A 14,801-nucleotide genomic window follows, 5' to 3' on the forward strand; every position below is an offset into this window, starting at 1 on the left:
CGGATGTGCCATGTTGTTTCGACGCTCTCTTTTATGTCTTGCTATAAGTACAGCATTGCCTTTATATGCCTATGCTGACGCAAATACATCTTCAGATAATCTGCCTGAAGATGATAGTGCTATCGAGTTTAACGATCAGTTTCTGCTTAATGGCAGTACAAATATTGACGTTAGCCGCTTCGCATACGGCAACCCGGTTGCGCCAGGGACTTATCGCACCAGGGTAAATCTGAACGGTAAATTAAAATCTACCGCTGAAATTACCTTTAAAGAAAACGGCACGCCGAGGGCATCTGCCTGTATCACGAAACTGTTACTGGCTCAGGCCGGGGTTGACGTCAGCAAGCTCGATGAAAAGCTGGATGACGAAGACAATACCGTTTGTATCGATATTCAGAAATCCTACCCTGGAGCGACCGCCAATTATGACAGCGGAAAACAGGCGCTGGATCTTAACTTCCCGCAAATCTATGTGATTAAGCGCCCAAATGGCTATGTCGACCCGTCGTTATGGGATGCCGGTATTCCGGCGGCATTAGTCTCGTACGACATGAATGCGTGGCACAACGAAAGTAATGGCGATACGTCAGAAACCGGCTATATGGGGCTTCGCTATGGCCTCAACATGGGCCCATGGCGCCTGCGCTCGCGAGGTAACTTTAACTGGGATAAAGACAACGGCAGCCACTATTCCAGCCAGGATATCTACCTGCAGCGCGACGTGACCCGCCTTAGCGCACAGATGGTGATGGGTGACTCTTACACCCGCGGTGAAGCATTTGACTCCGTAAGCCTTCGCGGCGCGCGCATGTACAGCGACGACCGCATGCTGCCTATGGGGTCAAGCAGTTACGCCCCGGTGATTCGCGGCGTAGCAAACAGTAACGCCAAAGTGAGCGTAACGCAGAGCGGTAACAAGATTTACGAAACGTCCGTGCCGCCGGGTGCGTTTGAAATTAACGATTTAAGCACAACGGGTTACGGTAATGACCTGCTGGTCACCATTGAAGAAGCGGATGGTAGCAAACGCTCCTTTAGCGTGCCCTTCTCTTCCGTGACCCAGATGTTACGTCCGGGCTTAGCGCGCTGGGATGTGGGCGTGGGTGAACTCAATGATGACTCGCTTCTGGAAAAACCGAAGGTCGGGTACGGCACGCTTTACTATGGCCTGAACAACACCTTCACGGGCTATCTGGGTGCGCAGTATACCGATATGGATTTCTACGCCGGTATTTTAGGCCTGGCGATGAATACCGAAATTGGTGCCTTTGCATTCGATATTACGCAGTCCCATGCGGATATTGAAGGGCTGGATTCGCTGAGTGGTCAAAGCTATCGCTTAACGTACAGCAAGATGGTTGAAGCCACCAATACCTCGTTTAACGTCGCGGCCTATCGCTTCTCGACGGAGGATTACCTCAGCCTTAGCGATGCCGCACAGCTTGAGGACAGCATCAAACGTCAGAAATACGCGAACCGCAGCTATAACTCTAGCAACGAGCTATACGCCAACTATCAGCGTACTAAAAACCAGGTGCAGCTCAGTCTTAACCAGCCGCTGAAAGCGGGTGAAGACAATTATGGCTCACTGTACGTCAGCGGTACCTGGCAGGATTACTGGAACGGTACAGGGTCTAACTCCAACTATAACGTGGGCTATAACAACAGCTTCAAATACGGCAGTTATAGCCTGTCGGTGCAGCGTACCTATGATCAGACGGGAAAGAAAGACGACAGCGTTTATCTGAGCCTGAGCGTGCCACTGAGCGTGTTCTCTAACAATGGCGGCCACTCTTCGGGAGGCTTTACCAATATCAATATGGGGTTACGCTCTGACCTGAAGGGTGGAACGAACTTCAACACCTCGGCAGGGGGCAATACCGAAGACGGCAAAGTCAGTTATTCCGTCAGCGCCGCATCAAGTTCCGGTAATTATGGCGATCTGAACCAAATCAGCGGTTTTAGCTCCTGGAACAGCGAGTACGGCCCGCTGGGTCTGTCAGCTTCATTTGGGGACGACAGCAGCAAACAATATTCTGCCTCTTACAGCGGCGGCATGGTCCTGCACTCTGGCGGCATCGCGTTTGCGCCGGGAAGTATTGGTGACAATGATTCGTTAGCGCTGGTCAGAGCCAGCGGCGCGAAAGGCGCGGGCATTGGTTTCAGCAATGCTGAAATAGGCGATTCCGGTTATGGGATCCTGCCTTATATGTCTGCCTATCGAGAAAACCGCGTATCGCTGGATATCAGCACCCTGGAAAACGACGTGGAAGTTAAAAACACCACCGCCATTACCGTTCCACGCAGCGGCTCGGTTGTTTTAGTTAATTTCGAAACGGATGAAGGTCGTTCCGTCATATTAGAACTCCAGCGTAGCGATAAAGGTTTTATTCCGTTAGGCGCGGATGTACTGAATGAGAAGAATGAAGTTGTCGGTACAGTCGGACAGGCTGGACAGGCCTACGTTCGCGGTATTCCCGACCAGGGAGTGCTGCATGTTAACTGGGGTGGAAATAAAGATAGTACATGTTCAGTGAGTTATCACGTTGCACCAGATGCTCAAAAAGTAGGGCTTACAACCGTGCTCAGCAATCAGCTGTGCCAGATGTAATTATTCAGGGATTAAATTAATGAGAATTTATATGAAAAAAAGTCTTCTTGGCTTGTCCATGACAGCGATTGCTGTTTTGGCATCTATGGGGTCAGCCCAGGCTACGGACGGTGCGGATATCACCGTTAACTTTACGGCAAATATTCGTGAAACAACCTGCGATATGAAACTTTCCGGCGGTATCGGTTCTGACACCCAGCAGACCTTAACGCTGGGTGGTAGCAAAGGTGAAGTGCGCCTGAACGATGTCAAAAGCGGTAACGTGTCTGCTGATTTTAAGCTGATGATCGTTGAATGCCCATCATCGCTGACGTCCTTGAAAACAACCATTAAAGGCCAGGCCGCAGCGGATTTAGCGACCGGTTTTGTTAACCAGATAAGCAAAGATAGCGGTGGCGCTGATTATGCGGCAATCGAAATTGCACGTGAATCTACGCCGGATGCGCCTTTTACCCCGAACGCAACGGCAGATGCTCAACGCCTAGTCTGGACATCAGAAGAGATTAATAACAAAGAGGTCCCGCTCGTGGCGACTCTGCGTGAAACAAAAGCAAACCAGATGACAACGGGTTCATTCCAGACTGTTGCCACATTTGAATTTACTTACGAATAATTTGTGCAGAATAACGGAGCACTATTATGAAATTTAACTCAGCTTTAATCGCCCTTTCCGTTTCTGCCGCGTTATTTTCTGGCATGGCTAACGCAACGATCACGGGCACCAGCAGCGCAGAAATGACCTTCGTCACCAACGTCACCTCAGGTACCTGTACCGCAAAACTGTTGAACAATGCCGGCACCGAAGCGACGGAAATTGCCTTTGGTGATGTCTATAAATCAGATCTGGTAAACAAAACGCGCGTCGAACCGCTGAAGATCGTCTTCAGTAATTGTTCAGGTGTCGATAAAGCCGCAGTTTCTGCAGCTCCAGGGCCTGGCGGCGGATGTTCAGGACCAAATGGTGACGGTGATTCATACTCCGCAGGCCTCGCCACAGCTTTCGAAGTCTGGTCAGGAATAGTTGACAGTGGCGTCTTGTTAAGCTGCAAAACGCCACCATCAGCACAGGAAGTTGCAATAGCCGATGGTACAGGAGAATTCCCAATGAATTCACGTATTGTCATCGCAAAAGGCAGAACCATTGCGAATGTTGGTACAGGGGCCGTTACTGCACCAGTGACTTTCACTATTACCTATCCTTAAGCAAGGCTTATGATGCAACAATCACCGTTTAATTTACGCCAGCCCGGTCTTCTGTTGCTCGTCGGTCTGGCTGGAAATTTGCTGCCTGGCGTAAGCCAGGCAGGTTCAGATATGGATATCAATCTGACAGCCAATATCGTCAATAACACCTGTCAGTTAAGCCTGGAAAACGGTGGGGACGTCTTTTTACCGAACGTATCGCGCGACTGGTTTTATAACGCGGATAATAGCTATCGCCTCTCCCCTACCGACGATGAGGCCGGAACGCCTTTTACCGTACATGTAGAAAACTGCTATACGGGTGATAAGGGAGCAGGCGTTAAGCAGCTGCAATTCAGCTTCACGCCGAAGACGGGATTCTGGAGTAACCAGAATCAGGTGTTTAAGAATGATGCCACGGCAGGTGCGGCCAGGAACGTGGGCATTGTTATTTTCTCTGCTGCCTACAATAAAAATGTGTTGAACAGCGACGGCAGTTCAAACGTCGTTTATGACGTAAGCAGCAGCCCGGAAGATTATTTAACGGACTATCAATTTTACGCACGCTATCAAAACACGGGCGATGTCACGAGCGGTCTCGTTGTCAGCAACGTTTTGGTCGACGTACGTTACGAATAAAAGGATTTATTATGGGCTTTACTAAATTATTGTTAGCCGCCGTGTTAACAGGGATATCAGGTCTATCCCATGCCGGCTACGAATGCCATTTTAACAGCGGCGATACGCTCCAAATCATGCCCCCTGGCGCTACACCGAGTATCGTCCCGTTACCCGTGGGCACCGTCGGGTCCACGCCAGTGCAAATCAGCACAACCATTATTATGGAAACCACGCCGGCGTTAACGTCTGACTGCGAAGTGGGCAACGATGGTGATGATGTCTACCAAATGACCAATAATGCCATGCTTGTAGGCTACGTTGATAACAAAGCGGCATTTCGAACCAACGTACCGGGAATCGAATATACCGTGGCTTTTTATCCTGACGGAAACGGATTAACGGCCTGGTTTCCTCCGAATGCGGGCAGCTGGTATATGACGGGCGACGATCATGAGAATGAAGGTAACGTGAAGGGAAGAACCTGGCATGTCCGCGTCGATATCTATCAGACTAACGGTTTTGCGGGTATTCCTGAAAATGTCAATTACCTCACCCTGGGAAGCGGCCCATTAGGTCAAATCGTACTGGGCAATCCAAATACCGGGGATGCCGGTGACCACCCGCGCCCCTTAGTCAATATCTCGGAAATGTCGTTTAATGTGCCGTTGAATCGTCCAACCTGCGCGCTCAGAATGCCGTACACGGTGAACCTGGGCGACTGGACACCGGCAGAAGTGGAAAACGGGACAACCACCGTGGTGCCGGTTAACGTGACCGGCACCTGCGCCAATACGCATGATGTGAGCTACACGATGTCCTCCGCCAACACGACAGATGACAAGAAGTATTTCACCAATTCGCTGGTGAGCAATGCAAGCGTGACCGCAGCCGGGGGAGTCGGTGTCAAGATTACGAGCGGCCCAAATAATACCTACCCAGTACCCGCTGGCTATAAGCAAGTATTATATGCTGACTACGTTAATCCGGTGAACATAATTAACGAAAATATCTGGGCGCACCTGGTGAAGACGGGCAGCGACCCGGTAACGGTGGGCGCATTCGGGGCGAACATCACGTTCCAGTTTACTTACGAATGATTTACCCCTGCGGCTGATTGCTGATCAGCCGCGACATCGTCTCCAGCGAATCCGTTCTTAAGATATACAGTCGCTTCAGCAAGAACGGATTATCCCCCGGCTTGACCTTCCCGCGTACCGTCGTCACCGCCAGATGAAACCCGGCATCATTTGCGGCTTTAATCGCTTTATCGTCGTAGCCGCCGAACGGATACGAGAGGTAAAGCACGTGCGGGTTAAACTGCGCCAGGTCCCTGCGCGAGCGCTTAAAATCAAACAAAATATTGTGGTAGCTGCGGCTCAGTAGAATGGGCTGATGGTTGTCGTCAACGCGGTGCAGGAAGTGCGTGTGGGACTGATAGTCGAACACGTCATGCATCTGCTCCAGCTCCGACACGCTCATAAACTGCAGGAATTTTGGCGCCCATTTTTGCGGGTGGCGCTTGATGCGCGACGAGATGATGAACGCCGTCGCCTTAAAGCCATACGCTTTGAGGATCGGGTAAGCATAGCGGTTAACGGACTTCAGGCCATCGTCGAAGGTAATCACCACCGATTTCGCCGGCAGGTTCATTTTGTTACGCACGTACCCTTCCAGCTGGTACATCGTCAGGGTGGTATAGCCCTGATCGCGCAGCCAGGTCATCTGGTTACTGAACGCCCGCACGCTGGTGGTCGTGGAGGTATGGCGAAAACGGGTGTTCTCTTCGTCGCGCAAAATATGGTGGTAGGTAATGACCGGAATGCCGTTATCTTCCTGCGCGTCCAGGCTGCTGATCCACGCCAGGCGGTTGCCGATGCGGATCTGGAACCAGGTCTGATTGAGGCGATCTTTGAGTTTATTCAGGATCGGATAGCGAAGATTAGCGCTTAAGGTGCCGAAGGGTGCGCTACCGTTGTTCGGGGCGTTATAAACGGGCGTGTCTTTCCACGTTATCAGGTTTTGATTGCTCAGCGGTTTATTCAGATCTCCCAGCCCATCCTCGACGCGCTGTTTACCCTGCACCGGCTCCAGATGTCCCTTGTCGATAAAGCCCGTGCCAAATCCGAAGCGAAATTCATAGTAGTCCGCCGCCGCAGGCACCACCGCAAGGATCTGCCCTGCCCGCACGTTGCCGACGTTAATAACGCTGTTGCCGACCTGCGCCCAAATCGCCGCATCTTCGGTGGTTTGCATATATTGGGCAGGCAGTCTTTGCTGACTTAATAAACTGGCAGAAGAAGTGCCGGACACGAACATCAACAACAGAAAAACAATACGCGTGAACATGAGGGGTCTTATTCGAAGCGGAAATACTTATGCCATTGTAGCAAAAGCGACATCAATACCAACGTTTAATTCTTATACAGATCATGGAGCAGGACGAAAGGAGGATTTTTTTGCTGCTGATGCCACAAGCTGCTGACGTCCGGCGCGCCCTGCTCGACGATAGCGTTCCGGAACCCGGCACTGGTTAACGTTTGACGCTGCGGATACATCGCTTCAAGTAATGGAAGGCTGATGCCCGAGATCACCTCACAGCAATCATGCTTATGGCTCAGCAAAGCGGCTGCGCGGTAAGGCGCCGCGCCCGATTTATCGGTCAAAAAAATGACGCCATCACCGGTGTCCGTTTCATGCAGGGCATCGCACATCATGCGGCTCAGCATATTGGTGCTCAACCCGCGCCAGTAATTTACCGCCCGGCACTGTGCCAGCGGGCCAAATCTGGCTGCAAGCTTGTCCAGCATGTCCTGCGCCCGTTCATCGTGGCAGGTGATAACCCATCCCAGCATAACTCTCTCCTTAGCAGGCAAGTAGTTTAGCGGAGTGAAGGTTAGCTTTCGGTGATAACTGTCAAAGAAAGTGCCCGGCAAACAGAATGTTGCCGGGCTGAGGGCTAGCTGCGCAGACCGCGTCCGCGCTGGATCAGATACCAGCACAGCAGGTAGAAGGCGATGATGAACACCACCAGCACCGCCACCGTGGTAAACAGCGGCACATCGGTGATACCGAGGAAGCCAAAGCGGAAGCCGCTGATCATGTAGACAATCGGGTTCAGGTGCGACAGCGCCTGCCAGAACGGCGGCAGCAGCGTCAGGGAGTAGAACACCCCGCCGAGATAGGTCAGCGGCGTCAGCACGAAGGTCGGGATCAGGCTGATATCGTCAAACGTTTTGGCGAATACGGCGTTCAGCAGACCGGCCAGCGAGAACAGGATCGCCGTCAGGAGCAGCGTCAGCGCGACGAACAGCCACGAGTGCACCTGGAACGGCACGAAGAACAGCGAAATCGCCGTAACCAGGATCCCCACGCACAGCCCGCGCGCCACGCCGCCGCCGACATAGCCCGCGATAATGACGTGCGTCGGCACCGGTGCCACCAGCAGCTCTTCAATATTACGCTGGAACTTGGCGCTGAAGAATGACGACGCCACGTTGGCATAGGCGTTAGTGATCACCGCCATCATGATCAGGCCAGGTACGATAAACTGCATATAGGTAAAGCCGTGCATCTCACCAATCCGGGAACCGATCAGGTTACCGAAGATGATGAAATAGAGCGTCATCGTGATGACCGGCGGCACCAGGGTTTGCACCCAGATGCGCATAAAGCGGTTAATCTCTTTCGCCCAGATACTTTTCAGCGCGACCCAGTAAAGATGCGTCATGCCTTGTCTCCTTGTTTCTCATGAACCAGAGAGACAAACAGCTCTTCCAGTCGGTTCGCTTTGTTACGCATACTTAAAACCTGAATCCCCTGTGCGCTCAGCTGCGAGAACACGCTGTTGATGCCCTGCTCGCGCAGCACTTCCACTTCCAGCGTCGAGGTATCGACGAGGCGATACTGATACCCTTCCAGCTTCGGCAGCGGACTTTTTGCCGCCAGATCGAGAATGAAGGTTTCGGATTTCAGCTTGGAGAGCAGATTCTTCATCGAGGTGTTTTCCACCAGCTCGCCGTGCTGAATGATGCCGATGTTGCGGCACAGCATTTCAGCCTCTTCAAGGTAGTGGGTGGTCAGAATAATGGTGGTGCCTTTGTCGTTGAGATCCTTCAGGAAGCCCCACATGGAACGACGCAGTTCAATATCGACGCCCGCCGTCGGCTCATCAAGGATCAGCAGCTTTGGCTCGTGCATCAGCGCGCGGGCAATCATCAGGCGGCGCTTCATCCCGCCGGATAACATCCGTGCGCGCTCGTTACGCTTTTCCCACAGGTCGAGCTGCTTGAGGTATTTTTCGCTCCGCTCCAGGGCCTCTTTACGCTCGACGCCGTAATAACCCGCCTGGTTAACAACGATCTGCTGCACCGTTTCGAACGGGTTGAAGTTAAACTCCTGCGGCACCAGACCCAGTTGGCGCTTGGCGTTCACCACATCTTTTTGCAGGTCATAACCAAAGACGCTCACCCGGCCGGAGGTTTTATTGACCAGCGAACTGATGATCCCAATGGTGGTCGATTTCCCCGCCCCGTTCGGCCCCAGAAGCGCATAAAAATCACCGGCCTCTACTTTTAGATCTATTCCGCGCAGCGCCTGAACGCCGCCCGGATAGGTTTTTTTAAGCTGCTCAAGCTCCAGTGCAATTGCCATGAAATTAACTTACCTTCCGTTCTGACACACGTTGTGTGGTTTCATTAAAAGTCGGGTTACCCTATAGTAGCGCAACGCAATTACTCGGTTACAGGTCGCTAACCTCCATGAACAACATAGATACACTCATCAGCAACAATGCACTATGGTCAAAAATGCTGGTGGAGGAAGACCCCGGATTTTTTGGAAAACTCGCGCAGGCGCAAAACCCACGCTTTCTCTGGATTGGATGCTCCGACAGCCGCGTACCGGCGGAGCGCCTGACCGGCCTCGAGCCCGGCGAACTGTTTGTTCACCGCAACGTTGCCAACCTGGTGATTCACACCGATCTCAATTGTCTTTCTGTTGTTCAGTATGCCGTTGACGTTCTGCAAGTCGAGCACATCATCATTTGCGGCCACTACGGCTGCGGCGGCGTGCAGGCGGCGGTTGAAAACACGGAACTGGGGCTCATTGATAACTGGCTGCTGCACATCCGCGATATCTGGTTCAAACATAGCTCACTGCTGGGCGAAATGCCGCAGGAGCGTCGCATGGATACCCTGTGCGAACTCAACGTGATGGAGCAGGTATATAACCTGGGCCACTCAACGATCATGCAATCGGCGTGGAAACGCGGGCAGAAGGTCTCGATCCACGGCTGGGCGTACGGCATTCACGACGGCCTGCTGCGCAATCTTGAAGTGACCGCCACCAACCGCGAAACGCTGGAGCAGCGTTACCGTTCGGGAATTGCCAACCTTCAGCTTAAGCATGTGAACCATAAATAAACAAAGCCGGGTGGCGGCTGCGCCTTACCCGGCCTACATGTGCCCATTCGTAGGCCCGGTAAGCGCAGCGCCACCGGGCAACAAACCGCAATTACTCGTCCAGCAATACCACTTTCCCAACATACGGCAGATGGCGATAGCGCTGCGCGTAGTCAATGCCGTAACCGACGACGAACTCGTCCGGGATAGAGAAACCGACAAACTCTACCGGCACCTGCACTTCACGGCGGTCAGGCTTATCCAGCAGGGTGCAAATCGCCAGCGATTTTGGCTCACGCAGGCTCAGGATCTCGCGCACTTTTGACAGCGTGTTGCCGGAGTCGATGATGTCTTCCACGATCAACACATCTTTGCCACGAATATCTTCATCCAGATCTTTCAGGATTTTCACATCACGGGTGGTGGACATGCCGCTGCCGTAGCTGGAGGCGGTCATAAAATCGACCTCATGGGGCACATGCACTTCACGGCACAGGTCCGCCATGAACATGAAAGAGCCGCGCAACAGACCGACCAGCACCATTTCACTGCCGCTGTCCTTGTAATGTTCGGTGATTTGACGACCCAGTTCGGCGATACGCGCTTTGATCTCGGCTTCCGGGATCATCACTTCAACAGTATGTTTCATATTACTAACCAAATGATTTTGATGAAAATCTCTCAATACGGATGAGTTAATATCCAGCACTGATACGCAAGCCAGCCATTATATCAGCAAATGGATAACCCTGGCGTATGAGTTATAAAAAGCAAATATTGTGATTCCGATCACACTTGTTAATACCTATAATTAGTTGCTAGCAAATTATTAACAAAAACTGACGAGTACACTTTCTATGGCTGAAACAAACTCTAAACAGCCGCGTCTACTGGTGACATTAACAGCGGCGTTCGCAGCCTTCTGCGCGCTGTATCTGTTAATCGGTGGCGTCTGGCTGGTCGCGATCGGCGGCTCCTGGTACTACCCGATTGCGGGCCTGGTTATGTTTGGCGTAACCGTCCTGCTCTGGCGTAGAAAACAATCTGCACTGTGGCTATATGCCGCACTCCTTCTTGCCACCATGATCTGGGGCGTCTGGGAAGTCGGCTTTGACTTCTGGGCTCTGACGCCGCGCAGCGACATCCTGGTCTTCTTCGGTATCTGGCTGATCCTGCCGTTCGTCTGGCGTCGCCTGATTGTGCCTTCCAGCGGTGCTGTGGCGGGCCTGGTTGTTGCCCTGCTGATTACCGGCGGCATCCTAACCTGGGCCGGCTTTAACGACCCGCAGGAGATCAACGGTACGCTGAACGCAGAATCGACGCCTGCGGCGGCTATCTCGCAGGTAGCGGATGGCGACTGGCCTGCGTATGGTCGTAATCAGGAAGGTCAACGCTACTCTCCGCTGAAGCAGATCAACGCGGACAACGTTAAGAACCTGAAAGAAGCCTGGGTATTCCGTACCGGCGACCTGAAGATGCCGAACGATCCGGGTGAACTGACCAACGAAGTGACGCCAATTAAAGTCGGCGATATGCTTTATCTGTGTACGGCGCACCAGCGTCTGTTCGCGCTCGACGCGGCCACGGGTAAAGAGAAATGGCACTTCGATCCGCAGCTGAACTCCAACCCGTCCTTCCAGCACGTCACCTGCCGCGGCGTCTCTTACCACGAAGCGCGCGCCGACAATGCGAGCCCGGAAGTGGTTGCCGACTGTCCGCGCCGCATCATGCTGCCGGTGAACGATGGCCGTCTGTTCGCCATCAATGCCGAAACGGGCAAGCTGTGCGAAACCTTTGCCAACAAAGGTATCCTGAATCTGCAGACCAACATGCCGGACACCACGCCGGGTCTGTATGAGCCAACCTCGCCGCCGATCATCACCGATAAAACCATCGTGATTGCCGGTTCGGTAACGGATAACTTCTCCACGCGTGAAACCTCCGGCGTTATCCGCGGTTTCGACGTGAATACCGGTAAACTGCTGTGGGCCTTCGACCCGGGCGCGAAAGATCCAAATGCGATCCCGTCGGACGAGCACACCTTTACCTTTAACTCGCCAAACTCCTGGGCCCCGGCTGCGTATGACGCGAAGCTGGACCTGGTCTACCTGCCGATGGGCGTTACTACGCCAGATATCTGGGGCGGTAACCGCACGCCAGAGCAGGAGCGTTATGCGAGCGCTATCGTGGCATTGAACGCGACCACCGGTAAGCTGGCCTGGAGCTATCAGACCGTACACCACGATCTGTGGGATATGGATATGCCGTCCCAGCCGACGCTGGCGGACATTACCGTTAACGGCAAAACCGTTCCGGTGATTTACGCCCCGGCCAAGACCGGCAACATCTTCGTTCTGGATCGCAGCAACGGCAAGCTGGTTGTGCCGGCACCGGAAAAACCGGTTCCGCAGGGTGCGGCGAAAGGCGATTACGTCAGCAAAACCCAGCCGTTCTCTGACCTGAGCTTCCGTCCGAAGAAAGACCTCAGCGGGGCAGACATGTGGGGTGCCACGATGTTTGACCAGCTGGTGTGCCGCGTGATGTTCCATCAGCTGCGCTATGAAGGCATCTTCACGCCGCCTTCTGAGCAGGGCACGCTGGTCTTCCCGGGTAACCTGGGGATGTTCGAGTGGGGCGGGATCTCCGTTGACCCGAACCGTCAGGTAGCGATTGCCAACCCAATGGCGCTGCCGTTCGTTTCCCGTCTGATCCCACGCGGTCCGGGCAACCCAATGGAGCAGCCGAAAGATGCGAAAGGCAGCGGTACCGAAGCCGGTATTCAGCCGCAGTATGGCGTACCGTTCGGCGTAACGCTGAACCCGTTCCTGTCACCGTTTGGCCTGCCGTGTAAACAGCCTGCCTGGGGTTACATCTCCGGCCTGGATCTGAAAACCAACCAGATCGTGTGGAAAAAACGTATTGGTACCCCGCAGGACAGCATGCCGTTCCCGATGCCGGTTCCGGTGCCGTTTAATATGGGTATGCCGATGCTGGGTGGCCCAATTTCCACCGCCGGTAACGTGCTGTTCATCGCGGCAACCGCAGATAACTACCTGCGCGCGTACAACATGACCAACGGTGAGAAACTGTGGCAAGGTCGTCTGCCGGCTGGCGGACAGGCTACCCCGATGACCTATGAAGTGAATGGCAAGCAGTACGTTGTCATCTCCGCGGGCGGTCACGGTTCGTTTGGCACGAAGATGGGCGACTATATTGTCGCGTATGCGTTGCCTGACGAAAACAAGTAACTGAAAAAGCCGGGTGGCGGCTACGCCTTACCCGGCCTACGGAAAGATGCAAAACGGCAACTTCGGTTGCCGTTTTTGTGTTTGTTCCCTCTCCCTGTGGGAGAGGGTCAGGGTGAGGGCATCAGGCCGCACTGTTTTAAACAGTGAACCCCAGCATCATCCCCGTATCTTCATGCTCCAGCAGATGGCAGTGCGCCATATAGGCAAACTCCTTCGGCGCGTCGTGGTCAAACTTCACCAGCACCTCGCTAACGCCGCCTTCCACTCTCACCGTATCTTTCCAGCCCGCGCGATGCGCATCCGGCGCTTTACCGTTTTCTGAGAGAATGCGGAACTGCGTACCGTGAATGTGGAACGGATGCAGCATCATGTCCCCTTCGCCCGAGATCACCCAGCGCTCAAACTGACCCTTTGTCGCAGCAAACATCGGCGTATTCATGTCGAACGCTTTGCCGTTGATCATATTGGCGTTGTGAAAATCAAAGCCATGGTCGCCGTGATCCATATTCCCCATGCCGCCCATTTTGCCGTGGTCCATATTCATATGACCCATCATCTGCCCGTGATGCATCCCCGCCATCGCCTTATCGCCATATTTCGCCATCAGCGCCTGCATGCCCATCATATCGAGCATCGGGTTCATGGAGAGCTGCAGCTTACGCTGCGTAAGACCATCAAGCGACGGGAGTGCTAGCAGAGTGGTTAACAAATCAGGCAGCGTGCCGGAAGCGGTCACCAGTAACGGCTGAATACGCAGCACCGGATGCGGCTTGTCAAACGGTGCGACCGCCATCCCCATCTGGCTAACCGGCAGGGTCACAAGATCAAACGCTTTGCCGTCGCTGATATCCACCAGCACCTCAAAGCGTTCCCCCATCAGCATCGGCAGTTCGCTTACTTTCACCGGCTCAGGCAGCAGGCCGCCGTCACTGGCGACCACGTATAGCGGACGCTTATCGCTGGCGGCGAAGTTGAGTGAACGCGCATTACAGCCATTGAGCAGACGCAGGCGCAGCCAGCCTTTCGGCGCGGCGTGCTGAGGATAAATGGCGCCGTTGGTCAATAGCGTGTCGCCAAACCAGCCTACCGCCGCGCTCATCACGTCCAGCTGGTAGTCAATTTGCCCGTCCGCGGTGAATTTCTTGTCCTGCACAATCACCGGCACGTCGTCGATGCCCCACTGTTTCGGCAGGCGCAGCAGGCGACTTTCGTCGTCTTCAATCAGCACCAGCCCCGCCAGCCCCATCGCCACCTGGTGGCCCGTTTTGCCATGCTGATGCGGATGGAACCAGCAGGTCGCCGCGCGCTGGTCGGGCGTAAAGGTGACGCTGCGCGTGCCGCCCGCTTTGATGACGCCCTGCGGCCCGCCGTCTACCTCGCCCGGCACTTCCAGCCCGTGCCAGTGCAGCGTCGTCTCTTCGGCAAGCGTGTTGTGGATATCCACCGTCACCGTCTTCCCTTTGCGCAGCTGCAGCGCCGGGCCGAGCAGATTGCCGTTATAGCCCCAGGTCGTGGCGTTGTGCGCACCGAACAGCGTGTTGCCGGACTGAACAACAAGCTTGATACGGCTACGGGCATCCGCGGTCAGCAAGTCAGGGATAGGTAAGGCAGGCCTGTCAGCCGCGAAAACCGCGCGGCTCCAGAGAGGCAATGCGCTGGCAGCACCCAGCGCCACGGAATATTTTAAAAAATCACGACGTTGCATGTTCATTTCCTTATTTCCAGCAGGCGATCTTTTGA

The 14,801-nt window shown here is 54.0% G+C and carries 13 protein-coding genes; 7 read left to right on the forward strand and 6 right to left on the reverse strand.

Annotation, left to right across the window (positions count from 1 at the left end):
- Positions 1 to 10 precede the first annotated feature (10 nt).
- The 5 genes from P349_RS14440 to P349_RS14420 are packed head-to-tail and all read left to right on the forward strand — an operon-like array spanning position 11 to position 5,511.
- Entirely contained in the window at positions 11 to 2,611 is a 2,601-nt protein-coding gene (locus P349_RS14440; RefSeq protein ID WP_032649765.1) for an outer membrane usher protein, read from the forward strand.
- A 31-nt stretch (positions 2,612 to 2,642) separates the two neighbouring features.
- Complete coding sequence (locus tag P349_RS14435; protein ID WP_032650071.1) at positions 2,643 to 3,224, forward strand: fimbrial protein; 582 nt, start codon at positions 2,643 to 2,645, stop codon at positions 3,222 to 3,224.
- A gap of 26 nt (positions 3,225 to 3,250) precedes the next feature.
- A complete protein-coding gene (locus tag P349_RS14430; RefSeq protein WP_032649767.1) occupies positions 3,251 to 3,814 on the forward strand; it encodes a fimbrial protein in 564 nt (187 codons plus the stop codon).
- 12 nt (positions 3,815 to 3,826) lie between these two features.
- Positions 3,827 to 4,432, forward strand: coding sequence for a fimbrial-like protein (locus P349_RS14425; protein ID WP_032650072.1), 606 nt, complete (start codon positions 3,827 to 3,829; stop codon positions 4,430 to 4,432).
- Between the two features lie 11 nt (positions 4,433 to 4,443).
- A complete protein-coding gene (locus P349_RS14420) occupies positions 4,444 to 5,511 on the forward strand; it encodes a fimbrial protein StkG (protein WP_032649769.1) in 1,068 nt (355 codons plus the stop codon).
- 1 nt (position 5,512) lies between these two features.
- Here P349_RS14420 and P349_RS14415 read toward each other — a convergent pair whose 3' ends face one another.
- The 4 genes from P349_RS14415 to P349_RS14400 form a co-directional block, all read right to left on the reverse strand.
- Complete coding sequence (locus P349_RS14415; protein WP_032649771.1) at positions 5,513 to 6,760, reverse strand: polysaccharide deacetylase family protein; 1,248 nt, start codon at positions 6,758 to 6,760, stop codon at positions 5,513 to 5,515.
- Positions 6,761 to 6,825: 65 nt separating this feature from the next.
- Positions 6,826 to 7,266 (reverse strand): PTS sugar transporter subunit IIA, encoded by a 441-nt coding sequence (locus P349_RS14410; RefSeq protein WP_032649773.1) that lies wholly within the window; start codon positions 7,264 to 7,266, stop codon positions 6,826 to 6,828.
- Between the two features lie 104 nt (positions 7,267 to 7,370).
- Positions 7,371 to 8,141: an ABC transporter permease gene (locus tag P349_RS14405; protein ID WP_023334536.1), complete on the reverse strand. Its 771-nt coding sequence runs from the start codon at positions 8,139 to 8,141 to the stop codon at positions 7,371 to 7,373.
- A complete protein-coding gene (locus P349_RS14400) occupies positions 8,138 to 9,064 on the reverse strand; it encodes an ABC transporter ATP-binding protein (RefSeq protein WP_032649775.1) in 927 nt (308 codons plus the stop codon). The genes P349_RS14405 and P349_RS14400 overlap by 4 nt, the downstream gene beginning before the upstream one ends.
- 107 nt (positions 9,065 to 9,171) lie before the next feature.
- On the opposite strand from P349_RS14400, the gene can reads away from it, so the two are divergent.
- Complete coding sequence (gene can, locus P349_RS14395) at positions 9,172 to 9,834, forward strand: carbonate dehydratase (RefSeq protein WP_008501947.1); 663 nt, start codon at positions 9,172 to 9,174, stop codon at positions 9,832 to 9,834.
- 91 nt (positions 9,835 to 9,925) lie between these two features.
- On the opposite strand, the gene hpt is transcribed toward can, so the two are convergent.
- Positions 9,926 to 10,462, reverse strand: coding sequence for a hypoxanthine phosphoribosyltransferase (gene hpt / locus P349_RS14390; protein ID WP_008501948.1), 537 nt, complete (start codon positions 10,460 to 10,462; stop codon positions 9,926 to 9,928).
- A 208-nt stretch (positions 10,463 to 10,670) separates the two neighbouring features.
- On the opposite strand from hpt, the gene P349_RS14385 reads away from it, so the two are divergent.
- A complete protein-coding gene (locus tag P349_RS14385) occupies positions 10,671 to 13,061 on the forward strand; it encodes a glucose/quinate/shikimate family membrane-bound PQQ-dependent dehydrogenase (RefSeq protein ID WP_032649777.1) in 2,391 nt (796 codons plus the stop codon).
- Positions 13,062 to 13,197: 136 nt separating this feature from the next.
- Here P349_RS14385 and cueO read toward each other — a convergent pair whose 3' ends face one another.
- Positions 13,198 to 14,766 (reverse strand): multicopper oxidase CueO, encoded by a 1,569-nt coding sequence (gene cueO, locus P349_RS14380; protein ID WP_032649779.1) that lies wholly within the window; start codon positions 14,764 to 14,766, stop codon positions 13,198 to 13,200.
- Positions 14,767 to 14,801 lie beyond the last annotated feature (35 nt).

Origin of the sequence: Enterobacter sp. DC4, from assembly GCF_000568095.1 — a bacterium.
Lineage (GTDB): Bacteria > Pseudomonadota > Gammaproteobacteria > Enterobacterales > Enterobacteriaceae > Enterobacter > Enterobacter pseudoroggenkampii.